At 65.9% G+C, this 22,958-nt stretch carries 22 protein-coding genes; 12 read left to right on the forward strand and 10 right to left on the reverse strand.

Annotated features, from left to right (window positions below):
* Positions 1 to 74 precede the first annotated feature (74 nt).
* The 4 genes from QZ634_RS18300 to mltB are packed head-to-tail and all read left to right on the forward strand — an operon-like array spanning position 75 to position 4,984.
* Entirely contained in the window at positions 75 to 1,001 is a 927-nt protein-coding gene (locus tag QZ634_RS18300; protein ID WP_291990906.1) for an AAA family ATPase, read from the forward strand.
* Complete coding sequence (locus QZ634_RS18305) at positions 1,001 to 1,978, forward strand: DUF58 domain-containing protein (RefSeq protein WP_291990908.1); 978 nt, start codon at positions 1,001 to 1,003, stop codon at positions 1,976 to 1,978. The genes QZ634_RS18300 and QZ634_RS18305 overlap by 1 nt, the downstream gene beginning before the upstream one ends.
* Positions 1,944 to 3,953, forward strand: coding sequence for a DUF3488 and transglutaminase-like domain-containing protein (locus tag QZ634_RS18310; protein ID WP_291990910.1), 2,010 nt, complete (start codon positions 1,944 to 1,946; stop codon positions 3,951 to 3,953). The genes QZ634_RS18305 and QZ634_RS18310 overlap by 35 nt, the downstream gene beginning before the upstream one ends.
* Positions 3,950 to 4,984 carry a lytic murein transglycosylase B gene (mltB, locus tag QZ634_RS18315; RefSeq protein WP_291990912.1) on the forward strand — a complete coding sequence of 345 codons (1,035 nt, stop codon included), beginning with the start codon at positions 3,950 to 3,952 and terminating at the stop codon, positions 4,982 to 4,984. Before QZ634_RS18310 ends, mltB begins: the two co-directional genes overlap by 4 nt.
* A 248-nt stretch (positions 4,985 to 5,232) precedes the next feature.
* Here mltB and rpoS read toward each other — a convergent pair whose 3' ends face one another.
* The 4 genes from rpoS to surE are packed head-to-tail and all read right to left on the reverse strand — an operon-like array spanning position 5,233 to position 8,563.
* Entirely contained in the window at positions 5,233 to 6,204 is a 972-nt protein-coding gene (rpoS, locus tag QZ634_RS18320; protein ID WP_291990914.1) for an RNA polymerase sigma factor RpoS, read from the reverse strand.
* A 6-nt stretch (positions 6,205 to 6,210) separates the two neighbouring features.
* Positions 6,211 to 7,167: a peptidoglycan DD-metalloendopeptidase family protein gene (locus QZ634_RS18325; RefSeq protein ID WP_291990916.1), complete on the reverse strand. Its 957-nt coding sequence runs from the start codon at positions 7,165 to 7,167 to the stop codon at positions 6,211 to 6,213.
* The gene (locus QZ634_RS18330) at positions 7,164 to 7,823 is read right to left on the reverse strand and encodes a protein-L-isoaspartate(D-aspartate) O-methyltransferase (protein WP_291990918.1); all 660 of its coding nucleotides are present in this window, start codon (positions 7,821 to 7,823) and stop codon (positions 7,164 to 7,166) included. The genes QZ634_RS18325 and QZ634_RS18330 overlap by 4 nt, the downstream gene beginning before the upstream one ends.
* Entirely contained in the window at positions 7,820 to 8,563 is a 744-nt protein-coding gene (gene surE, locus QZ634_RS18335; protein ID WP_291991091.1) for a 5'/3'-nucleotidase SurE, read from the reverse strand. The genes QZ634_RS18330 and surE overlap by 4 nt, the downstream gene beginning before the upstream one ends.
* A 1,886-nt stretch (positions 8,564 to 10,449) precedes the next feature.
* On the opposite strand from surE, the gene QZ634_RS18340 reads away from it, so the two are divergent.
* The 8 genes from QZ634_RS18340 (at position 10,450) to QZ634_RS18375 (ending at position 17,438) form a co-directional block, all read left to right on the forward strand.
* Positions 10,450 to 12,366 carry a flagellin gene (locus tag QZ634_RS18340; protein WP_291990920.1) on the forward strand — a complete coding sequence of 639 codons (1,917 nt, stop codon included), beginning with the start codon at positions 10,450 to 10,452 and terminating at the stop codon, positions 12,364 to 12,366.
* 86 nt (positions 12,367 to 12,452) lie between these two features.
* The gene (locus tag QZ634_RS18345; RefSeq protein ID WP_291990921.1) at positions 12,453 to 12,860 is read left to right on the forward strand and encodes a flagellar protein FlaG; all 408 of its coding nucleotides are present in this window, start codon (positions 12,453 to 12,455) and stop codon (positions 12,858 to 12,860) included.
* A gap of 46 nt (positions 12,861 to 12,906) precedes the next feature.
* Positions 12,907 to 14,325, forward strand: a complete 1,419-nt coding sequence (gene fliD / locus QZ634_RS18350) for a flagellar filament capping protein FliD (RefSeq protein ID WP_291990923.1) — start codon at positions 12,907 to 12,909, stop codon at positions 14,323 to 14,325.
* Between the two features lie 10 nt (positions 14,326 to 14,335).
* Positions 14,336 to 14,755 (forward strand): flagellar export chaperone FliS, encoded by a 420-nt coding sequence (gene fliS, locus QZ634_RS18355; protein ID WP_291990925.1) that lies wholly within the window; start codon positions 14,336 to 14,338, stop codon positions 14,753 to 14,755.
* Positions 14,752 to 15,045 (forward strand): flagellar protein FliT, encoded by a 294-nt coding sequence (locus QZ634_RS18360; RefSeq protein ID WP_043570511.1) that lies wholly within the window; start codon positions 14,752 to 14,754, stop codon positions 15,043 to 15,045. The genes fliS and QZ634_RS18360 overlap by 4 nt, the downstream gene beginning before the upstream one ends.
* Positions 15,042 to 16,181: a flagellar hook-length control protein FliK gene (locus QZ634_RS18365; RefSeq protein ID WP_291990927.1), complete on the forward strand. Its 1,140-nt coding sequence runs from the start codon at positions 15,042 to 15,044 to the stop codon at positions 16,179 to 16,181. Before QZ634_RS18360 ends, QZ634_RS18365 begins: the two co-directional genes overlap by 4 nt.
* The gene (locus QZ634_RS18370) at positions 16,162 to 16,488 is read left to right on the forward strand and encodes an EscU/YscU/HrcU family type III secretion system export apparatus switch protein (protein ID WP_043565158.1); all 327 of its coding nucleotides are present in this window, start codon (positions 16,162 to 16,164) and stop codon (positions 16,486 to 16,488) included. The genes QZ634_RS18365 and QZ634_RS18370 overlap by 20 nt, the downstream gene beginning before the upstream one ends.
* Before the next feature lie 146 nt (positions 16,489 to 16,634).
* Complete coding sequence (locus QZ634_RS18375; RefSeq protein WP_291990929.1) at positions 16,635 to 17,438, forward strand: flagellar brake protein; 804 nt, start codon at positions 16,635 to 16,637, stop codon at positions 17,436 to 17,438.
* Positions 17,439 to 17,806: 368 nt separating this feature from the next.
* On the opposite strand, the gene frdD is transcribed toward QZ634_RS18375, so the two are convergent.
* The 6 genes from frdD to QZ634_RS18405 form a co-directional block, all read right to left on the reverse strand.
* Entirely contained in the window at positions 17,807 to 18,175 is a 369-nt protein-coding gene (gene frdD, locus QZ634_RS18380; protein WP_291990931.1) for a fumarate reductase subunit FrdD, read from the reverse strand.
* The gene (locus tag QZ634_RS18385) at positions 18,172 to 18,570 is read right to left on the reverse strand and encodes a fumarate reductase subunit C (protein WP_291982451.1); all 399 of its coding nucleotides are present in this window, start codon (positions 18,568 to 18,570) and stop codon (positions 18,172 to 18,174) included. Before QZ634_RS18385 ends, frdD begins: the two co-directional genes overlap by 4 nt.
* Positions 18,567 to 19,322 (reverse strand): succinate dehydrogenase/fumarate reductase iron-sulfur subunit, encoded by a 756-nt coding sequence (locus QZ634_RS18390; RefSeq protein WP_291990933.1) that lies wholly within the window; start codon positions 19,320 to 19,322, stop codon positions 18,567 to 18,569. The genes QZ634_RS18385 and QZ634_RS18390 overlap by 4 nt, the downstream gene beginning before the upstream one ends.
* Entirely contained in the window at positions 19,315 to 21,102 is a 1,788-nt protein-coding gene (gene frdA, locus QZ634_RS18395; protein ID WP_291990935.1) for a fumarate reductase (quinol) flavoprotein subunit, read from the reverse strand. The genes QZ634_RS18390 and frdA overlap by 8 nt, the downstream gene beginning before the upstream one ends.
* A 101-nt stretch (positions 21,103 to 21,203) precedes the next feature.
* Positions 21,204 to 21,920 (reverse strand): rhodoquinone biosynthesis methyltransferase RquA, encoded by a 717-nt coding sequence (gene rquA, locus QZ634_RS18400; protein WP_291990937.1) that lies wholly within the window; start codon positions 21,918 to 21,920, stop codon positions 21,204 to 21,206.
* A 178-nt stretch (positions 21,921 to 22,098) separates the two neighbouring features.
* Entirely contained in the window at positions 22,099 to 22,941 is an 843-nt protein-coding gene (locus tag QZ634_RS18405) for a TatD family hydrolase (RefSeq protein WP_291990939.1), read from the reverse strand.
* Positions 22,942 to 22,958 lie beyond the last annotated feature (17 nt).

Below are 22,958 nucleotides of genomic sequence, written 5' to 3' on the forward strand. Positions count from 1 at the left end.
CACCGGGATCTGCGGGAAATCAAGTTATCTGATGATGGTTTATTATCGTCGCAATTGCGCCACCACGACAAGCCATGCGACCCCTCACCCGACAATCCCCGCTCGACGAAATCCTTGCCGCCGCCAACCAGGTGATTCTCGGCAAGAGCCGACAGACCCGCCTGGCCCTGTGCTGCCTGCTCGCCAGGGGGCATCTGCTCATCGAAGACCTGCCTGGCGTCGGCAAGACGACGCTGGCGCATACCCTGGCTCGCCTGCTCGGTTTCCAGTTCTCACGCGTCCAGTTCACCAGCGACATGCTGCCGGCGGACATCCTCGGCGTTTCGGTTTTCGACCGCGAGCGCGGCGACTTCCGCTTTCTGCCCGGCCCGGTCTTCGCGCAGGTCCTGCTCGCCGACGAAATCAACCGCGCGACGCCCAAGACGCAGAGCGCGCTGCTCGAAGCCATGGAAGAGGGACAGGTGACCACCGAGGGCGAAACGCGCCCCCTGCCGCAACCGTTCTTCGTCATCGCCACGCAGAACCCGTCGAACCAGATTGGCACCTTCCCCCTGCCCGAATCGCAGCTCGATCGCTTCCTCATGCGCATCGAACTCGGCTACCCGGACCATGGCGCCGAACGCGCGCTGCTTGAAAGCGGCGGTCGTCGCGAGCAGTTGCCGACGCTGACTTCGCGCCTGAACGCCGGCGATTTTGCCGCCCTGCAAGGGCAGGCGGGGGCGGTGCACGCCTCGGCCGCCGTTCTCGACTACCTGCAGCTGTTGGTCGGCGCGACCCGCCAGGACGCCCGCCTGGTGCACGGCCTGAGTCCGCGCGCCGCGCTGTCACTGCTCGCGGCAGCGCGCGCCTGGGCGTTTACCGAAGGCCGCGAGATGGTCCTGCCCGAAGATGTGCAGGCCGTCCTGCCTTCGGTGGCGCGCCACCGGCTACGCCTGCTCAGCGGCAACCATGCCAGCGCAGAAGACATCGCGGCGCTGATCCGCGCCGTGCCACTGCCCTGATGCCGGCGCTGGCCTCCCTGCAGCGCTGGCTGTTTCGCCTGGCGCGTGACGAGCAGCTGCCGATCGTCCTCGGCCAACGGCGCATCTTCATCGTGCCGACGCGCGCCGGCCTCCTCTTCGCCCTGGTCCTGGTGGTCATGCTCGTCGGGGCCATCAACTACAACCTGAGTCTCGGCCACGCGCTGATCTTTCTCCTCGCCGGCCTGGGCATCGTGGCCATGGTGCATACCTTTTACAACCTCTTTGGCCTGCGCCTGACCCCGGGGCGGGTGGCAGCGGTTTTCGCCGGCGATCTGGCGTACTTCCCGCTGCAACTCGAGAACCCGCGCCGGCAGGCGCGCCGCGCGCTCGAGTTTTCCTTTGCCGGGCAAACCGCGAGCAGCGTCCACCTGCCGGCGCAGGGACGCGCTGCGGTCGCCGTCAGCTGCGCGACCCAGCGCCGTGGTCGCCTCGACCCGGGCCGGGTGACGCTGGCCACACGCTATCCGCTGGGACTCTTTCGTGCCTGGAGCTATCCGCACCCGCACTGGTCGTGCGTAGTCTATCCGCAGCCCATCCGCACGCCGCTACCGGCGCGCTCGCCGACCGCGCACGCCGATCATCTGCACGGCGACAACGGACAGGAAGACTTTGCCGGCTTGCGGCCACGTCAGATCAGCGACTCGACGCGGCACATTGCCTGGAAGGCGGTCGCCCGGCGCACGGACGAGCAGCCCCACTTGGTCAAGCAGTTCGCCGGTGGCGCCAGCGAAGAACTGTGGCTGGCCTGGTCGCTCACCCCGGCCGGGTGCGGTGCCGAAGAACGCCTCTCGATACTCACCGGCTGGGTCCTCGCCGCCGACGAACAACAGGCGCGCTACGGCCTCGCCCTGCCTGGCGTACGGATCGCCGCCGGGCAGGGCGACGCGCACCGGGCGAGCTGCCTGCAAGCCCTGGCGCTGTATGGCGAGAAAGCTGAAAACGAGCGGCCGCAGTAGCGCTGCCGAGCGCTCCAGCGCCGCGCTCGAACACGGCGCCGTGCCCTGGCTGCTCGCCGTCGCCCTGGCCACCGCCGGGCCGCACTTCGCGCACCTGCCCTGGTGGCTGTCGCTGCTCGTCGGCGGCACGCTGCTGTGGCGCGCCTGGCTATGGCAACGACGTCGCGCGCTGCCGCCGCGCTGGGCGCTGGCGCTGCTCGTCGTCGGCAGCATCGCGGCCATTGCCTGGCAATTCCGCACCCTGCTCGGGAAGGACGCGGGGGTCGCCCTGCTGGTCGTCTTCATGGCCCTCAAACCGATGGAAATGAGCAGCCGGCGCGACGCGCTGGTGGTCATCATGCTCGGCTACTTTCTCCTCCTTACCCACTACCTGTATTCGCAGAGCATCCCCACCGGCGCCTGGCTGCTGGCCGCCATCGGCCTGCTCACCGGCGCCCTGATCCGGCTGCACGGGGGTCCCCAGCCGGTCGCCGCCGTGCTCCGCCATGCCGGCCTGCTGCTCGCCCAGGCGCTGCCCTTCATGCTCATTCTCTACCTCCTCTTCCCACGCGTTTCCGGGCCGCTGTGGGGCTTGCCGCAGGACGCCTACTCCGGACTCAGCGGCCTCTCCGACGAAATGTCGCCGGGTTCGATCAGCGGCCTGATCGTCTCCGGGGCGATCGCCTTCCGCAGCCGCTTCGCCGGCGAAGCGCCGGAGAAAGCCGACCTCTACTGGCGCGGACCGGTCTTCGACGAGTACGACGGCCAGACCTGGCGCGCGCGCGCGCTGCCGGCCAGCGCGACCAGGCAGCCGCCGGTCGTCGAGGGCATCGGCGAGCCGCTTGCCTACAGCAGCATCCTCGAAGCGCACAACCAGCGCTGGCTGCTGGCCCTCGACGTCGCCACCCTACTGCCGCCCGAGAGCACGCTGGCACCGACGCTGCAGGCCCTGGCGCGCGAACCGCTGCGCGTGCGTGCGCGCTTTTCCTTTGCCTCGGCGATCGCCTATCGGGCCAACGTAAACGAGGCGCCGGCCATCCTGCAGCAGGCGCTGGCTCTGCCGGACGAGATCAATCCGCGCACCCGCGCGCTGGCCCGCGAGTGGGCAGCGCGCCCGCCCGAAAAGATCGCCGAAGCGGCGCTGGCGATGTTTCGCAACGACGATTTCTACTACACGCTGCAGCCGCCCCTGCTCGGCGCCAACGCCATGGACGAGTTTCTCTTCAGCACTCGCCGCGGCTTCTGCGAACACTACGCTTCGGCCTTCGTCTTCCTGATGCGCGCCGCCGGCGTTCCCGCACGGGTGGTCGCCGGCTACCAGGGCGGCGAGCTCAACCCGGTCGACGGCTATCTCGTCGTGCGCCAGTCCGACGCCCACGCGTGGGCCGAAATCTGGCTCTCCGGACAAGGCTGGGTACGCTTCGATCCGACCGCCGCGGTCGCCCCCTCGCGCATCGAGCAGGGAATCGTCGCCGCCCTGCCGCTGGGCGAACCCCTGCCGATTCTCGTCCGTCTCGACAGCGACTGGCTGCGCCAGTTGCGCAACCGCTGGGAAGCCGCCAACAACAGCTGGAACCAGTGGGTCCTCGGTTACAATCCGCAGCGCCAGCGCGAAGTGCTCTCGCGCCTCGGCTGGCGCGACCCCGACTGGCGCAGCATGAGCGCATCGCTGGCGGTCCTCTGTGGCATCGCCCTGCTCGTCGTCACGCTGTGGACACTGCCGCGACGACTCGCCGTGGATCCCGTACAACGCGCCTGGCGGAAATACTGCGCCGAGCTCAACCGCCGCGGAATCGCGCGCGCCGACTGGGAAGGACCGCTCGCTTTCGCGCAACGGGTGGCGCGCGAAAGACCTGATCTTGCCGCCCTCACCGACGAAGCGGCGGGCTATTATGCCGAGCTGCGCTACGCGCGCGGCGACGGTCGCGACAATAAACTGCGCTGCCTGCAACAATGCGTGCACCGCCTGCCACCGCGAAGGAGAAAACACTCTTGAAAAGAACACTCACCGGCCTGCTCGGCGCCCTGCTCACGGGTCTGCTCACCACCCTGCTGCCCGTCTCCGGCCACGCCCAGCAGGGACCCCCGTTCAGCGAGCAGGCCGAGGTGCAGGCCTTCATCGTCACGATGCACGAGCAGCACGGCTTCGACATCAGCCACCTGACCAGCCAGTTCGCGGCCATTCACTCGAACGCCACCGTCCTGCGCCTGATCCGCCCGCCGGCCAGCCCCAGCAAGCAGCGCTCGTGGCAACGCTACCGCGCGCGCTTCGTCAACGGGCGCCGCGAAGCGGCCGGGCAGCGCTTCTGGGACGAGAACGGCGCGCTCCTGCAGCGCGCCGAAGCGATCTACGGCGTACCCGCCGAAATAATCGTCGCCATCATCGGTGTCGAAACCGAGTATGGGCAGAACACCGGCAACTTCAGCGTCCTTGAAGCACTCGCCTCGCTGGCCTTCGATTACCCGCCGCGCGCCGAATTCTTTCGCAGCGAGCTCGAACAATTTCTCCTCCTGGCGCGTGAAAATGGTGTCGACCCGCTCGCCATCCAGGGCTCCTACGCCGGCGCCATGGGCATTCCGCAGTTCATGCCCAGCAGCCAGCGGCGCTACGCGGTGGACTTCGACGGCGACAATCGCGTCGACCTGCGCCACAGTACCGCCGACGCGATCGGCAGCGTCGCCCGCTACCTGCAGCAGTACGGCTGGCAGAAAGGCGCGCCGGTGGCCGTGCCGGCGCGCGTCAATGGCGACCCCGCGGCACTCATCGCGGCCGGAATCAAACCCGAGCTGACGGTCAAGGAACTGCTCGCACGCGGCGTCTTCAGTGCCGCCGACGATGACCCGCAGCGCGCGGCAGCGCTGATCGATCTCGAGACGCCGGGTGAGGCGACTGAATACTGGCTGGGCTTCGACAACTTCTACGTGATCACCCGCTACAACCGCTCGAGCTTCTACGCCATGTCGGTCTTCCAGCTCGCCGAAGTGCTCCGCGAAGTGCGCAACAACCGCCTGGCGGCGACGCGCTAGGGTGGCGTTGCACGCACTATGGAAGCTAGGAATTCCCGCGACGGCATGGTTTCAAGCCGCTCTCCGGCTGGCTGAAAGTCGCGTCGGAAAAGCGGCGCCCTGCGCCGCCTCGCAACGACGGGGGCTGGGGAATGCCGGCCCGCATCTTGGCGACGAGGACAGCCGTAGGGAGCGGGTGAAATCCAGCCACCCCGCGCGGTTCACGCTGCTCTCGGCGGCGCGGCAAGTCTCATCAGGAGGGTGCAACGCTAGAGGAGGTTGTCGCGCGTCACGCCGCCGCGGCGGATGATGCGGCGCAACTGATCGAGCGCTTCGATCTGGATCTGGCGGACGCGTTCGCGGGTCAGGTTGAGATCGAGCGCGATTTCCTCGAGGGTGCTCGTGTCGCTACCGCCCAGTCCATAGCGGCGCAGGAGCACCTGCTGCTGCTTCTCGCCGAGCTGCCCGACCCAGGTGCGCAGCAGGTCGCCGATCTCGCTGCTCTGCAACAGCTCGTCAGGATCGACCAGGCTTTCGTCGGCGATCACCTCGCCGATGGTCCGGCTGGGGTCCACCTGCAGCGGCGCGTCAAGCGAAGCGATGCGCTCGTTGAGGGCCATCACCCGGCGCACGTCGTCAACCGGCCGGTCGATCAGGTGGGCAATCTGTTCGAGGCAGATTTCCCGCCCGTTCGCCGCTTCGAGGTGGCGAATGGCGCGCAGCACGACGTTGATTTCCTTGACCACATGCACCGGCAGGCGGATCGTCCGCGCCTGATTCATGATCGCCCGCCCGATGCCTTGCCGAATCCACCAGGTGGCGTAGGTCGAGAAGCGGAAGCCGCGGTCGGGGTCGAACTTCTCGATCGCGTGAATCAGCCCGAGATTTCCTTCCTCGATCAGGTCGAGCAGGGGCATGCCGCGGTTGAGGTAGTGCTTGGCGATGTTCACCACCAGGCGCAGGTTGTGCTCGATCATCTTCTGCCGCGCCGGGAACTCGCCGGCCCTGGCGCGGCGCGCCCAGTCAGCCTCCTCGGCCGGCGAAAACAGCGGCTTGGCGCCGATCTCGTTCAGGTAGTGCTGGGTGACGTCATTGAGCAGTTCGGCTTCAGGCGACTGAAAGGTCTCTTCGGGCTCCGCCGCGGCGAAGGGCAGCCCTTCGGAAGCCGCGAACTCGGGCTCGTCGAGATAGTTCTCCAGGCGGTCCGCGTGATCCGAATCGGAATCGAAGGGCGCCGACATCGATGCTCAGCGTTGCGGCAGATGCTTCAGTGGATCGACCGGCTTGCCCTGCTGCCGGACCTCGAAGTGCAGCTTGACCTGGTCGGCGTCGGTGTTGCCCATTTCGGCGATCTTCTGCCCCTTGGCAACGCTCTGGCCTTCCTTCACCAGGATGCTCTGGTTGTGCGCGTAGGCCGTCAGGTAGGTGCTGTCGTGCTTGACGATGACCAGTTTTCCGTAGCCGCGCAAGCCCGTCCCGCTATACACCACCTTGCCGCCACTGACGGCGAGCACCGGGTCGCCCGCCTTGCCGGAGATGTCGATACCCTTGGCACCGCCTTCGCTGAAGGTGCCGACCACCTTGCCGCTGGCCGGCCAGATCCAGTTGCTGTCCGCCCGCTCCGCGGCTTCCGGCCTGCTCTGTTCCCTGGCCGCTGCCGCTGGCGTCGGCGCCGCGCCGGCTGCTGCAGCAGGCTGCTGGACCTGTGCGCGTGCCCGCGCCAGCGTCTGTTCGGAATAGGCTTCCTTGCCCACCTGCGGCTCACGCTTGAGCGTCTCGCCACTGCCGCCGAGGTTGCGCTGCTCGACGGCCGAGGGAGTGTCTATCGGGCGCACCACCGTCCCCTCGCTGGACGCTGAGGAAGCTGAGGACGCGGACGACGAAACCGACGCAGAAGCCGACGACGAAGATCCGGGCGGCCGCGTGCGCAGCGCCTGACCGACAAGAATGTGATTCGGATTCTCGATTCCGTTCCAGATCACCAGGCTGCGGAAATCCAGGCCATGCGCAGCGGCGATGGAATGTAGGGTATCGCCCTTCCTGACGACGTAGAGGTCCTTGCCGACGGCGGCAGTCGCGCCCGTGCTGACCGCTGCCGGCGGCTTGCTGGCACAGCCGACGAGCAGCAGCACGGCGAGCACGGCCAGGCACCCTACCCGTCCCGGAACTGACCCGTCACCAGCGAAAAAGCCCTGATCGTTCATTCGACTCCCGTTAATAGCGGAACGAAACGCACCGCCTCGAGACGGGTTTCGACAAAAGTCTCGCCCTGCTTCTCGATCAGCGTCAGCTGCTGCGTCGCCACGCCCAGCGGCATGATCATGCGCCCGCCGGGCGCAAGCTGCTGCACCAGCGCGGAGGGAACGCGCGCCGCCGCCGCGGCGACGATGATGCTGTCAAAAGGCGCCGCTTCCGGCAGGCCCAGGCGGCCGTCCGCGTGCTTCAAGCGCACCTTGAGCTGCTTGATCGCGCGCAGGTTGAGCTTCGCCTTGGCGAGCAGCGGGGCGATGCGCTCGACGGCAAAGACCTCGTCCGTCAACTGTGCCAGAACCGCCGCCTGATAGCCGCAGCCGGCGCCGATCTCCAGCGTCCTGCCCAGCCGGCGGCCACCGGCACACAGCGCCTCGATCATCCGCGCCACCACATAGGGTTGCGAAATCGTTTGCGAAAAACCCAGCGGCAGCGCGGTATCCTCGTAAGCCCGCGAAGCCAGCGCCTCTTCGACAAAGACATGCCGCGGCACGGCGGCAATCGCCGCCAGCACGTCCTCGTCGTCGATTCCCTGCTCGCGCAGGCGCTCGATCATGCGCGCCCGCGTGCGCTGCGAAGTCATGCCCACCCCGGAAACGACGCGATTCATTCTACCAGCCAGCCGCGCACCAGCGACAACTGGGCATTGTGGGTCAGATCGATCTGCAACGGCGTCAGTGACACCTGATTGTTCAGCACGGCGTGGAAATCGGTCCCCTCGCCGGCATCCTGGGCCTCGCCCGCGGCGCCGATCCAGTAAACCGTCTCATGGCGTGGCGACAGCGTGCGCACCACCGGCTCCGCCTTGTGCCGTTTGCCAAGGCGGGTGACCACCCGCTCGCGCAACTGCTCGTAGGGCACGTCGGGAACGTTGACGTTGAGCAGTACCGGCTCGCGCAGCGTCTGTTTCTGCAGCATGGCGACCAGTTCGAGGGCCACCCGTGCAGCGCTGTCGTAATGCTCGCCGGCCTTGCTGCACAGCGAAACCGCCAGCGACGGAATGCCGAGCAGGAAGCCCTCGGTGGCTGCGGCGACGGTCCCCGAATAGATCGTGTCGTCGCCCATGTTGGCGCCAATATTGATTCCCGAAACGACCATGTCCGGCAACTCGTCGAACATGCCGGTGACCGCCAGATGCACACAGTCGGTCGGCGTCCCGTTGACATAGTAGAAACCGTTCGCCGCGCGCTTCAGCGACAGGGGCCGATCGAGGGTCAGCGAATTGCTCGCCCCGCTGCGGTCGCGCTCGGGAGCGACGACGGTGACCTGGGCGACGTCCGCCAGCACCCGCGCCAGGTGCTCGATCCCGGGTGCGAAGTAACCATCATCATTGCAGAGCAGGATCCGCATCATCAATCCACGAACACGGGCAAACGGATAAAAAAACCGGCAAGCTGCCGGCCTTCGCGAAATCGGCGGGACGCATGTCACTCGCCCGGGGCGCGCCATCGAGCACCGGGAATTGGCTCGAAGACGCCTTTTCCGGCGCCATTCCGTGCCACCCGACCACCATCACGCCGACGCCCATTATAACCGCCCGCGCGTATCGCTGAAAACTGAGTTGGCACGCCGCGAACAAGGGATTGCTGGCCCCCGAAACCCGCCTGGCCAGCACGTCATTGCGAGGAGGCGAAGCCGACGCGGCGAGTCAACCAGCCCGTCATTGCGCGGAGGCGCCAGTCGGTGCGGCAGGTCAACCCGTCCGTCATTGCGCGGAGGCGAAGCCGACGCGGCAATCCAGGGGTATTGCTTTACGCACCTTGCCCATGCGGACTGCGGCCGCAGTGACCGTCAGAGAATGGAACTGGATTGCCGCGTCGGCTAACGCCTCCTCGCAATGACGGCGTGGGGGTGGGGGGTGTGGGAATGCCCTACGTGTCGTGGCCCAAGGCCAGCCCAAACAGTGGCGGCGGCTTGCACGTATCCTCGAATGCTCGTTCGCGCCGCCGCGCCTTCGCAGCTGCCTGGCGTCACGGGGTCTCGTCGCCAGGAAGCGCGGGCGCGTCCGGCACCATTCCCAGGTGGCGCTCAAAGTCGCTGCGCTGGCCTTTGGCGGCTTCCGCCCTGAGAAAATCGAGCTGTCATCAACGATGCCATTTTTTCTGATACCGCGTGGCGATGAATTGGTTCCAGGAAATCTCATCGCCGCGCAGCAGTTCCTTGACTGTCTGGGCACGAGTGGGCAGACGAACAGTCAGCGGCTAGTCAGGGTTTTATCCTCAGCAGATGCAAGAAATCGGACGGCGGACGCTTGATCTTAATTCTGCACGCGGCGAATCCTTCATGTGTGCGTGGGACGATGTATTCACTAAGGACGATTGCCGCACACTAGAGCACCATGTCTCGTCCGGGGTTCGCGCAGAAAGGTCGCCACAAGAATATACCGCCTGCAGCGTGAGCGATCGTTGCCAGATAGCGCACGAAGCCCAGCGCAACGTCGGCGCTGGCGCCGGGCAGGTGGGAAGGTGCTCGTGCCGGGTCAGAACGGGCGCCACGCGGGGTGTACCAAGGCCCCGTCAGCGCGATCTCAAAGTCTCTACTCGCAGGGGGGCCCATCGAGAGCAGTTGGAAAACTGGCGCCCTTGCTTTGTGAAACGAGCAGCAGCGACCGGACAGAAGTGTCGAGAACACAGCACACTGCGTGTATCGATGGTTGGTATTACAGATGACCACCAAGTATCGCGCCGTTGACGTTTGCGCAAGAAGGAAAACCCGGGGCGTGCAGGGCAGACGGAGCGGTGTTGCGGGGCAGGTCAACCCGCGCCGTCATTGCGAGGAGGCGCAGCCGACGCGGCAATCCAGAGGTTTGGCTCTATGCGCATTGGCGATGCGGCCGACGCCGAAATAGTCAGACGATGGAACTGGATTGCCGCGTCGGCTGGCGCCTCCTCGCAATGACGGCGTGGCGGGTAGGAGGCAACGCCTGTGCGTCTTCGTAATGACGGCGCGGGGGTGGGGGAGGCAATCGGCTTCGCTCGCCGCGCGTCGCCGGCCGCCGGCGGCAATCGCACAAACACCGTTTTTCTTGTCTCGACACCCTCAACTTTGCCGCCCGCCTGCCGCTAAAAGTCTTACACGGCGGCCAGGCAAAAAATCACTCAAGTTTTCCCGAGGCCCGTCGTAAGTAAAGTTGTCAGCGAACAAATCGCCACACAGGATGGACCGGCAAGAGCCTCGCCAGGCAGTCACCGGAAACTGAAGTCTGAAGTCAATTTGACCGTGATAGGAGAAGCAAAATGCCCCAAGTCATCAACACCAACGTTGCCTCGCTCAACTCGCAGCGCAGCCTCAACATGTCGCAGACCTCCCTGGCGACTTCCCTGCAACGCCTCTCGTCCGGCCTGCGCATCAACAGCGCCAAGGACGACGCCGCCGGCCTGGCCATCTCCGACCGGATGAATTCCCAGATCCGCGGCCTGAATCAGGCCACGCGCAACGCCAACGACGGCATCTCGCTGGCGCAAACCGCCGAAGGCGACCTCGAACAGATCAGCAACAACCTGCAGCGTATGCGCGAACTCGCCGTCCAGGCCGGCAACGCCACCAACTCGGCGTCCGACCGCCAGGCGTTGAACGCCGAAGTCCAGTCGCTGGCGTCGGAAATCGACCGCGTCGCCCAGAATTCGTCGTTCAACGGTACCAAGCTCCTCGACGGCTCCTTCGTCGCCCAGAACTTCCAGATCGGCGCCAACGGTACGGCCAACGACCGCCTGGCGATCACCGGCATTGGCAGCGCACGCACCACGGCCCTCGGCGGCACCGGCACCAGCTACGCCGCGACCAAGACCGGCTCGGCGACGACCACCGCCCTGGCCGCCGGCGACCTGACGCTGAACGGCTTCCAGGTCGGCGCGTCTTCGCTCGGTACCGGCCCGGGCCAGAGCGCCGCCAGTGCGTTTTCGATTGCTGCGGCGATCAACGGCATCTCGTCCAACTCGGGCGTGACCGCGACCGCCAACAGCAACGTCGTGACCGGCGCCGCGGCGACAGTCCCTACTGCCATTGCCGCTGACACGTTCAGCATCAATGGCATCAACGTCGGTGCTGTTGCCGCCGGCGGAAGTGCTGCCGGCCAGGGTGCGAACGTCGCAGCGGCGATCAATGCGATCGCCACGCAAACCGGGGTTAGCGCTTCCGCCAGCGCGACGACCGGCGCACTGACGCTCACCGCAGCCGACGGACGCGATATCAGTATCGGACTGAACGGCACAGCAACCGACATCACTAACGCCGCCTCGGACAAAGACACCTTTCTCACTCAAACGGGTTTGGCCACCGGCAACGTCGGTGAGAAAGCAGCGGCGAAAGTCCTCGGGTCAGGGGGTGCCAGCGTGGCTGGTAGTGCTGCCGGTAACGGATCGGCTGGCAGCATTGCGGCGGGCGCAATCACCTTTACCGGCGCGGCAGGGACCATCTCCGTGGGCGCAATCACGCTCACTGGGGCGGACGCAGACACAAACGGCGACGAAATCGCTCTAGCGATAAACAACGCCCTGATAGCTGCTGGCGGTGCGACATTGAACGGTTCTGTGGCTAACTCGTCGGGCACGCTGACCTACACTCGGGGCACCGATAGCACGATGAAGCTTGGTCTCGGACTTACGGCGGCGTCCGCGGCAGCTGCCACCGCAAACACCACCGCGATCGTCGCACAGACCGGTTTCACCAGCGCTCAGTTGGGTAAGCAGGCGGTGGCGTCCGCAGCGGCCGCCAACCACGGCACGGTCAGTTTGAGCAGCACCAATTCCGACGGGATCGTCTGGGGCGGAGCGCACGCCGCCTATGCCGGGCTCGCCGCCTCCGGAACCCAAGGTGCCACGGTGTCCTCGACGGTGGCCAGCATCGCCAACGTGAATGTGCTCACCGCCACCGCCGCCACCAGCGCCCTGTCGGCGATCGACGGCGCACTGGCGACGGTCAGCGGAGCGCGGGTTTCGCTCGGTTCGTACCAGAACCGTTTCGCTTCGGTGGTTTCGAGCCTGCAAACGACGTCGGAGAACCTCTCGGCGTCACGCAGCCGCATCGTCGATGCCGACTTCGCGGCGGAAACGGCCAACCTGACGCGGGCGCAAATCCTGCAGCAGGCGGGTACGGCGATGCTCGCGCAGGCCAACTCGCTGCCGCAGAACGTGCTCTCGCTGTTGCGCGGCTAAGCGGAAGGGTTTGATTAGCGGTAACATCGGGGCGCGCTCGCGGCAACGTGGTCGCGCCCCGGCGTCTCTTCACCAAGGAGTGTGAGATGAATATTCCACCGACAGTTTCCTCGCCAGCGCCGCAGGGCCACCAGGCGATCAGTTCGGCCGCCCGCGAAGCCAGGGCCACGGCCAGCGGCGGCAACACGGCGACGCCGGCCAGTGCGGCGCAGGCCCTGCAGCAGGTGCAGGCGCACTTGCAGGCGCAGGCACCGGTGCAGGCACCGCCGGACAGCGAAAAGCTCGAAAGCGCCATCCAGAGCGTTCGCGAGTTCGTCAAGCCGACGAACAGCAATCTCGAGTTCAGCGTGGACGGCGACACCGGTCAACTGGTGGTCAAGATCATCGACCGCTCGACCAAGGAAGTGATCCGCCAGATGCCCTCCGAAGAAATGATGGCCATCGCCAAGACGCTGGACAGCATCAAGGGGCTGTTCGTCACGCAAACGGCCTGAACACCGATGCAAGCAAGCATGCCGGTAGCGGCGGCAGGAGAAGATCATGGCGCTTTCCTCACCGGGCCTGGGCTCGAACCTTGACGTAAACAGCATCATCAGCCAGTTGATGTCGCTGGAACAGCGGCCGCTGACCGCTCTGTCGCAGAAGGAAGCGAGCTACCAGGCCAAGATATCGGCGCTGGGTTCGCTGCAGGGATCGATCTCGGCGCTGCAGACGGCGGCGGGAACGCTGGTCCCGGCGACCGGCACGACGGCGACGCAGAAATTCACCGTTTTTGCGACCCGGCTCAGCGACTCGACCGTCGCCGCGGCAACCACTTCCTCAAGCGCCGTCGCCGGCACCTACACGCTCGAAGTGAACCAGCTGGCGCGGCAGCACAGCGTCGCCAGCGGCACCGGCGCAGCAACCCCCTTTTCCGGCACCGGCGACACGGTGCCGGTCGGCGGCACGCTGACCCTGTCGCTCGACAGCCTGGCTGGCAGCAGCCCGCACCAGAGCACCGAGATCAGCATCGCCGACGGCGCCACGCCGGAGAACATCCGCGACGCGATCAACGGCGCCAACGCCGGCGTGTCGGCACTGGTGATCAACGGCGTCGCCGGCAAGCAACTGGTGCTGACCAGCAACGACCCCGGCAGCAACCAGTTCATCAAGCTCGCGGGAATCGCCGGCCTGACCTACGATCCCGACGCGGCACCGGCGCCGAGCGATGCCTTCGTGCAGTCGCAGGCGGCGCAGGGCTCGGCGTTCAAGCTCAACGGCATTGCCGTCGAAGGGGTCAGCAACCAGGTCAGCACGGCCATCGACGGCATCACCCTGAACCTGCTCAGGGGCCCGGAAGCGCCGGAAACGGCACTGAGCACGACGCTGACCATCAGCAAGGACAACTCCAGCCTGACCACCGGCGTCAACGCGCTGGTCCGGGCGTTCAACGACTTCAGCACGACGGCCAGCGGTCTCGGCAATTACAATGCGGCCACCAAGAAGGCCGGCGCACTGAACGGCGACAGTACGCTGCGTACGGCGCAGAACAGCTTTCGCAACGTCCTTGGCAACATCCCCGCGGCGGTTGCCGGCAGCAGCTTGCAACGCCTCTCGGACATCGGCGTCAGCATGCAGAAGAACGGCACGCTGAGCGTCGATTCGGCCAAGCTGAGCGCGGCGATCGGCGACGATCTCTCGGCAGTCGCCGATCTCGTGGCCGCCTTCGGCAGCGCTTTCAAGACCGCCGCCGACGGCCTGGTGAGCAGCAGCGGCCTGATCGCCACGCGCCGCGACGGACTGAACAGCTCGATCGCCAGCCTCGGCAAGCAATCGGGAGTGATCAACGACCGCCTGGCGGGAATCGAGGCACGCTACCGCAAGCAATTCACGGCCCTCGACACGCTGATCTCCGGGATGACCACGACGAGCAACTTCCTCTCGCAACAGCTCGCCAACCTGCCCACTTACTCTCTCTGAGGAACCAAGGATGTTCGGCCACGCAAGACATGCGATTTCCGCCTATCAGAAGGTCGGCGTCGACGCCGCCGTAGAGGTTGCCGACCCGCACCGGTTGATCCTGCTGCTCTTTTCGGGAGCGCAGGCGGCGATCGGCAACGCCCGTGCGGCGATGGAGGACAAACGCACGGCGGCCAAGGGCGAAGCGATCTCCAAAGCCATCGACATCATCGGCAACGGCCTCAAGGTCAGCCTCGACCTGGAACAGGGCGGCGAGATCGCCGAGCGCCTCGACGCGCTGTACGACTACCTGGTCCTGCGCCTGCTGCACGCCAACCTCGACAACGACCTGCCGGCGCTGGAGGAAGTCGCCGCCCTGCTCGAGGAGATTCACGGCGCCTGGCGCGAGATTTCGCCGAACGCGACGCCGCAGAAAGCCGCGCTGGCATGAGTGCCGGGCTGAGCGCGCTGGAGCAGCTGCTGGCCTACTCCGAAGCGATGCTTGGCGCCGCAGAAAGCAGGGACTGGCCGGCGCTGGCCAGGCACGAAGCCGATCGCCGCGCGCTGGCCGAACGCCTCTCCGACGCACTGAGCGCCGAACTGCCGGCAGACGAACAGCAGCGCGCGCGGGCGCTGATCGAAAGCAGCCTGCGCTGCGACGCCTTGATCCAGCCACGGCTGGCGACGCGAATGAACGAGCTGCGCGTCCTGCTCCGCGCCGCGCCGCCGGGCGCAGAATGATCGTCCCCGAAGTCACTACCCGCGTCCAGCCGAGCGCCGACCTCGCGCTGCGGCCGACGCTGCCGGCGCAGGAGATCACCGACAAGCTGCCCGGACTGGCGGCTGGCCAGCGCCTGCTGGCCGAAGTCCAGGCGCTGCTGCCCAACGGCACCTACCGCGCGCTGATCAACCAGCGCAGCGTCACCCTGGCGCTGCCCTTCGCCGCCAAGAGCGGCGACGCCATCGAACTGGAAGTTTCGGAAAGCAATGGCAAGCTGACCCTGGCGGTGATTGCCCGCGGCGGCGGCGAGGCCGGCAAGGGGGGCAACGAGTCGACGGCCACCCAGCTCAGTCGCACCGGGCAACTGATCGGCGCGCTGCTGGCCGGCGCGCGTGACGGCAAGGCCGGCGCCTCCGCAGCGCTGCCGCTGAACGGCAATCAGGCGATTGCCGCCGGCCCGCCGAACAGCGGACCCGATCTCCTGCCGCTGCTCAAGCAGGCGATCGTGCAGAGCGGCATGTTCTACGAAGCGCATCAGGCGGAATGGGTCGAAGGCCGCTACAGCAAGGCGCAACTGTTGCAGGAACCGCAAGGCAGGCTGCCGCCGGCAACGACACCCGCGCAGCCGGGAGCGACGGCTCAACAGGGGCTGGCCACGGGCGCCGGCGAGGCGGCAAACCGCAGCGCCACGGCGGGCAGCCAGGCCGGCGCGGCCGCTCAGGCCTCGCCGGCGGCCCCGGCTGCGCAAGCGGTCGCGCCGCAGCTGCAGGCCATCGTCCAGCAGCAGCTCGAAGCTTTCGCGACGCAGAATTTTTCCTGGCAGGGGCAGGTCTGGCCCGGGCAGCAGCTGCGCTGGGAAATCGACAACGGCAACGACGGCCGGCAAGGCGATGGCGGCGGCGACGAGAGTGGCGAAAAGTGGCAGACGCGGCTGCGCCTCTCCTTGCCCAGGCTGGGGGACGTCGATGCCCGCCTGCACATCCAGGGGCAGCAGATCACGCTCAGCGTCGTTGCCGGCAACGCCGAAACGCGCCAGCTCTTGAGCAGCGAGACGCTCAGCCTGCGCACTCAGCTGGACAAGGCCGGACTCGAGCTGGCGTCGCTCGGCGTCGCGGCCCCACGGGAAGCCGGGGAGCATGAGCAGAGCGCCGGATGACTCGCTGAAGAATGCCGTCGCGCTGACCTACAGCCAGACCGACGCTGCGCCACGCGTCGTCGCCAAGGGGCGCGGCCTGCTCGCCGAACAGATCATCGCCCGCGCCCACGAACACGGCGTCTATGTGCACGAGTCGGCAGAACTGGTCTCGCTGCTGATGCAGGTCGACCTCGACCAGCACATCCCCCCGCAGCTGTACCTGGCCGTCGCCGAACTTCTGGCCTGGCTCTATCAACTCGAAAACGGCGCAGCGGCGGCGCCCCCACCGCTCTTTGCCGGCCCCGCCGAAGTCCCGGGCGAACCCTGACCGGGCAGCCATGGCCCTCTCCGACGGTGGAGGCGTCAGCCATCGCCTGCCCGGCACGCTCAATTGCACCGCGGGGCAGTGCGCTCGCTTACCCGGGCACCACTTTTGCATTAAACTGCGCGCTCCAGGCGATTGCAGGAAGGCAGATGGAAAACACGGACGTTGAGGCGAAACCGGAAGAGGAAAACCGCGGTTTCGAAATCGAACAGGCCGAGGAATACAGCGAGTATCTGTTGCACTCGAAAGCGGAGATTGCCGCCGTGCTGCGCTCGCTGATCCAGCGCCGGGCGCTGGTCAGCGCCTATCTCGATCGCGGCCACGAGTTCCTGTTGACGTCGCTGCTCGAAGTCGACACGGGCAACGATGAACTGGTCCTCGACTGGGGCCGCGACGAGGGGGTCAACCGCCAGGCGCTGCAGGCCAGGCAGCTGATCGTCAGCGCGCTGGTGGACAAGGTGAAGGTGCAGTTCACCTTGAACCAGCTGGTCGAGACACTCAGCGCCGGCCGCCCGGCTTTTCGCGCAGCGCTGCCGGACAAGGTGCTGCGCCTGCAGCGGCGCGAGTATTTTCGCCTGTCGACACCGATCGCCAAGCCGGTCAAGTTCGTCGCCACGATCAAACGCGTCGACGGCAGCACGCTGGTCGCCGAGGCGTCGCTGCTGGATATCAGCGGGGGCGGTGTCGGCCTGATGGCGACGCCCAGTCTGGCCGCCCTGCTGCCCAGCGGCATGGCGCTCAACGAGTGCAAGATGACGCTTCCCGACGAGGGTCTGCTGGTCGCCAACCTGTGCGTGCGCAACAAGTTCGACGTGACGACGCGCGGCGGCGCCCGCTACGTTCGCGTCGGCTGCGAATTCGTCGCCCTGCCGGGCGCCCGGACGAGTATGGTGCAGCGCTATATCACGCGCATCGAACGCGAGCGCAAGGCCCGCCTGAGCGGCATGGCCTAGGCGCGGCTTGCGTTATTGACGAGACGTTCGGAAAGCCTGCGGGCAGAGCGGGGGCAGCGGGCAACCCGGCCCCCCTCCGGCACCCACCGTCATTGCGAGGAGGCGAAGCCGACGCGGCAATCCAGTTCCATCCTCTGACTACCTGTCCACCCCATCAGCCAGGCGAAAAACAAAACCTCTGGATTGCCACGTCGGCTGCGCCTCCTCGCAATGACGTACGGGCGAGTGTTGCGCCGCATTTCCGACGAGACTTTCAGCAAGCCGGACAAGCCTACCCCAGAGGTGCGCAGAGGCTGCGCCTCCCCGCAAAGACAGCGGGGTCGGGTGGCCTTGCGGCCCACCCGACCCCGCTCGCCAACGCCTGCAGACTAGAAGCCGATCGCCAGCAGCGTATAGGCGGTGACCAGCGTCGCCACCAGGGCCCCACCGTAGCAGATCAGCTTGGCAACGATGCCGGCGTGAATTCCGATGTCGTGCAGACTGTGGAAGATGCGGTGGGCGGCGTGCCACAGGAAGAGCGAAATGATGGCGAAGATGAAGCCCTTGCCGACGATGTTCTGGGCAAAGGCGAGCATCTTGGCGTAGCTCATGGTATCCACCGGCAGGAGCATGCCGAGCGGGATGGCCAGGCCGGTGATGAATACCAGCATCGGGCCAAGCAGCGCCGAAAGCATGCCGCCAGCGCCGAACAACGCCCAGAAGATGGGTGCGTTGGAACGTTTCAGCGTCTTTTTCATCGTGCAATCCCCCATACCAGACCGAGCAGGGCAAGACAGGCGGTCGTCGCAACGGCCAGCCCGCCGCCGGTAATGGCCATGTCCGGAAGCCGCTTGCCGCCGACGATGACCGGCGGCATGGTGCGCGGCATGATCTTGAACCAGGTGTAGGTGTGGTAGGCCACCGCGGCCAGCGCCAGCCAGTGGAAGGCGATGTACCAGGGATTCTTGAGGCCTTCGAGCCAGACGTTCCAGGCCGCTTCACCGCGCGAGAGATAGACCAGCCCGGTGAGCAGGATCAGCGCATAGGCGGCGACGAAGAGGGCTGTTCCCTCGTGGATCATGTACTCGACGAAGAACGGATTCTTCCGCCACCATCCGGCCATCGGACGAACATAGGGACGACGCTTGTTCACTTGGCACCCCCCTTCGGAGTAAGGAAACGCATGAAGTAGTCGGCTGCGCTATTGGTCTTGTTCTGGTTGACGGCGTTGGCCGGGTCGACGTGCTTCGGGCAGACCTCGGAGCAGTAACCGACCGCCGTGCAGTTGAACACCCCCTCTTCGGAGTTGACCAGTTCCATTCGCTCGCCCTTGCCACCATCGCGCGAATCGATGTTGTAGCGGTGCAGCAGGGCCATTGCGGCCGGTCCGATGAACTCCGAATTGAGCCCGAACTGCGGGCAGGCGGCGTAGCACAGCATGCAGTTGATGCACGAGCTGAACTGCTCGTAGCTCGCCAGTTGCGCGGGCGTCTGCAGGTACTCGCCCTGCGCCAGCGTGCGCGCTTCCTTGGGGATGATGTACGGCTGGATGCTTTCGAGTTTCTCGATGAAGCCCTCCATGTTGATGACCAGATCTTTCTCGATCGGGAAATGCGCCAGCGCCTCGACACGTACCCGCGCGGGGTAGTAGTCGCGCAGGAAAGTCTCGCAGGAGAGGCTGGGTTCGCCGTTGATCATCATCCCGCAGCTGCCGCAAATCGCCATCCGGCACGACCAGCGGAAGCTCAATGAGCCGTCGAGATAGTCCTTGATGTACTGCACGCCCTGCAATACCGACATGTCGTCGGTGAAAGGCACCTCGAAGACCTGCTTGGACGGCTCCTTATCGGTCTCCGGGTTGTAGCGCAGCACCTCGATTTCGATGATTCTCTGATTTTCAGACATTGGATGCCTTCCTTTCCTGCTCTGCCTTTTCACCCGCGGCACCGTAGGCACGCGTGCCCGGCTGCGACTTGGTGATCTTGACCGCTCCGTAGTCGATGCGCGGCGCGCCGCCAGCGACGTAATGCGCCTGCGAATGCTTCAGGAAATTCTCGTCGTCGCGCTTCTCGAAACCGTCGAGGCGTTGATGCGCACCGCGCGACTCGCGACGATGCAGGGCCGAATAGGCCATCGTCTGCGCCACGTCGAGCTGGTACTCGAGCTCGATGGCCAGCAGCCACTCGGTATTCCAGACGCTCGACTTGTCCTCGACATTGACGTTCTTGAAGCGCTCCTTGAGTTCGTCGAGCGTGTCGCAGGTTTTCTGCATCGTCTCGGCGAGGCGATAGATGCCGCAGCCATCCTCCATGGTCTGCGCCATTTCCTTGCGCAGCGTGGCGATGCGTTCGCTGCCGCCGGTCTTGGTCTTCAGCCCGACGACCCGCTGCTCGACGGCCTGCGCCTGCTTGAGCAGACTGGCCGAATTGCCCGGCGCCGCCGCCTTGGCGAAGCGGGCGGCTTCCTCACCGGCGACCTTGCCGAAGACACACAGCTCGGACAGCGAATTCGAGCCCAGGCGGTTGGCGCCATGGATGCCGACGCTGGAGCACTCGCCCGCCGCGTAGAGGCCAGGCAGCGGCGAGGCGCAGAGACCGTCGACCATGATCCCGCCCATGGTGTAGTGCACGGCCGGGCGCACCGGGATCGGCGCGCGCGCCGGATCGACGCCGAGAAACTGCTCGGCGAGCTCGTAAATCTGCGGCAGGCGCTCGCGCAGCTTGGCCTCGCCGAGATGGCGCAGGTCGAGATGGACGACCGAACCATGCTGGCCTTCGATGGTGCGCCCCTTTTGCTGCTCGTACCAGAACGCCTGGCTGAGGCGATCGCGCGGCCCGAGTTCCATGGCCTTGTTGCGCGGGGTCGGCTCGGCCGGGCCGAGACCATAATCCTGCAGGTAGCGATAGCCGTCCTTGTTCACCAGGAAACCGCCTTCGCCGCGGCAGGCCTCGGTGAACAGCAGGCCGGTGCCGGGCATGCAGGTCGGGTGATACTGGACGAACTCCATGTCCCGCAGGGGGACGCCGTGGCGGTAAGCCAGGGCCATGCCGTCACCGGTGACCACACCGCCGTTGGTGTTCTCGCGGAACACGCGACCGGCGCCGCCGGTGGCGATGACCACCGACTTGCCTTCGATCAGCGCCATTTCGCCCGAGCCGATCTCGATCGTGACCACACCCTGGACGCGACCGTCCTCGACCACCAGATCGACGCAGAAATGCTCGTCGAAGCGTTTGATCGACGGATACTTGATCGACGTCTGAAAGAGCGTGTGCAACATGTGGAAACCGGTCTTGTCGGCGGCGAACCAGGTACGTTCGATCTTCATACCGCCAAAGGCACGCACATTGACGTGTCCGTCCGGGGTGCGACTCCAGGGGCAACCCCAGTGCTCGAGTTGGGTCAATTCTTCGTTGCAATGAGCGACGAAGTATTCGACCACATCCTGCTCGCACAACCAGTCGCCCCCGCCAACGGTGTCGTTGAAATGGTACTCGAGGCTATCGGTGGGCAATTTCACGCCTGCCGAGCCGCCTTCGGCAGCAACGGTATGGCTACGCATCGGATAGACCTTCGAGACCAGCGCGATCTTCAGAGCGGGATCAGACTCCGCCACGGCGATCGCGGCCCGCAGGCCAGCCCCGCCGCCGCCGACAATCACGACATCTGCCTTGTAACTCTCCATGCTTCATCCTTTCTCACGCCCGGCACCGCCAGGCGCGACCAACATCCGAGGAGCCCAGGAGGAGCAAACTCCTCGCCCAGGGCCGGTTGATAATCCACGCGTCAGTTTGCCGAGCCTTCTTGCCGGTCGGCAACCTTGAGCGTCAACATCTGATACATACCACCGAAGAAGCGCTGATCGCCGACGGTACAAAAACGACCGTCCTTCGGCAACCAGGCGGAGACTTCCTCGCTAAACAAGTCATGGGCAAACGGCTCCAGCCGGTCGAGGACCGGTTTCCAGAGATAGCGCAGGGGGTTAACTCTGCTCAGCGGCGCGTAGTCGACGATGGTCAGCGTGCCACCCGGACGAACAACACGCAGCGCCTCGGCGAGCGTTTTCTCGCGCACCGCCTGCGGCTGCTCATGGAGCAAGAAGAAAAGCAAGGCGCGGTCGAAACTCGCGTCGGCAAAACCCAGCGCGGCAGAATCCATGCAATGCAGCTGGACGGGCGCGTCCTTGGGCAGTTTCTTGGCCAGATTCTCGAGCTGGATGGGCAGAATGTCGGCGATTTCCAGCGATCCGCCCGGCGCGACGCAGTCGACTAGGCGCGGCGTCAAGTCACCGTAGGCACAGGCGATCTGCAGTGTACGGCCGGACAGGTCGTGGCCGTAGTCGTGCAGAACGGCATTGCACAGGCGCTTGTAGTTGCCCCAGAGAATCAGATTTACCAGCCACTGCCGCTCGAAGACATGTACCGCCCGAGGGTGGACGTAGGCCCACCAGTAATGCGCTTGCAGGTAGTGAGGAATATCAGGGAGGCTTTCTTTGACAGCCACGCACGTAGCCGCCGGTCGATCCAGATGATTTTTCATTATGTGAGGAAGCCAATGGTTGTTTTCAGCAAGACCTGATTCAAGACCGGCAAGCCTGACCGAGGTTTGCGCATGTTCGCTGCGCTGGCCAGACAAGAACCGGTCTGCTGTCCTGCTCATTCAGTATTCATTGGCCCGCTGCTCACTCTTTGGGAAAAATCGGAAGCCCCAAGCCGTCAGGCGGTAACGTACCCGATCGCTCCGCCAAACGCAACCGAGGCAGTACGGCGCCGGCGTTGGCAGACGTCGCGGCGGCCAGCTGGTCGCTATCGATGCCGCGCAGAGCGGCCAGCAAATCGGCGATCCGTGGCAGTTCGACGGGCGTATTCCGCGCCCCCGCCAGCCACTGCGGCGGCATGTCCGGCGCGTCGGTTTCGAGGACGATGGCCGCCAGCGGCAGCGACGCGGCCAGGCGACGGATACGGGTCGAGCCGGGGTAGGTCATGGCGCCGCCAAAACCGAGCTTGAAGCCCAGCTTGATGAATTCGTCTGCCTGCTGGCGACTGCCGTTGAAGGCATGCGCGATTCCGCCCCTGACCCTGATCCGGCGCAGCTGCCTGAGCACCCGGTCGACAGAACGGCGAACGTGCAGGAGCACGGGAAGATCGCTTTCGCGGGCAATCTTGAGTTGTTCGGCGAAAAAGTACTCCTGCCTGTCGATCGCCGGATCGGCGACAAACAGGTCGAGGCCGATCTCGCCGACGGCGACCGGCGGCGCCGCTCCGGCCGCCACGCGCGGCAACCACTCCTTCAGGCGCAGGAGGTCGCTTTCGCTGGCCTGTTGAACGTAGAGCGGATGAATGCCGTAGGCGGCGACACAGCCGGGGTATCGCGCGCAACAGACGTGCACGGCGCTGAAGCTGGCGACATCGAACGCCGGGACGACGATCGCCGAAACACCGGCGGCGCCAGCCGCGGCCGCCACGCCATCGCGATCGTCGGCGAACTCGGCTGCGGCGAGATGGCAGTGGGTATCAACCAGCATGGGTGGGCGACGGGCGG

The sequence above is a fragment of the Candidatus Accumulibacter sp. ACC007 genome (assembly GCF_907163205.1).
GTDB classification, from domain to species: Bacteria; Pseudomonadota; Gammaproteobacteria; order Burkholderiales; family Rhodocyclaceae; genus Accumulibacter; species Accumulibacter regalis.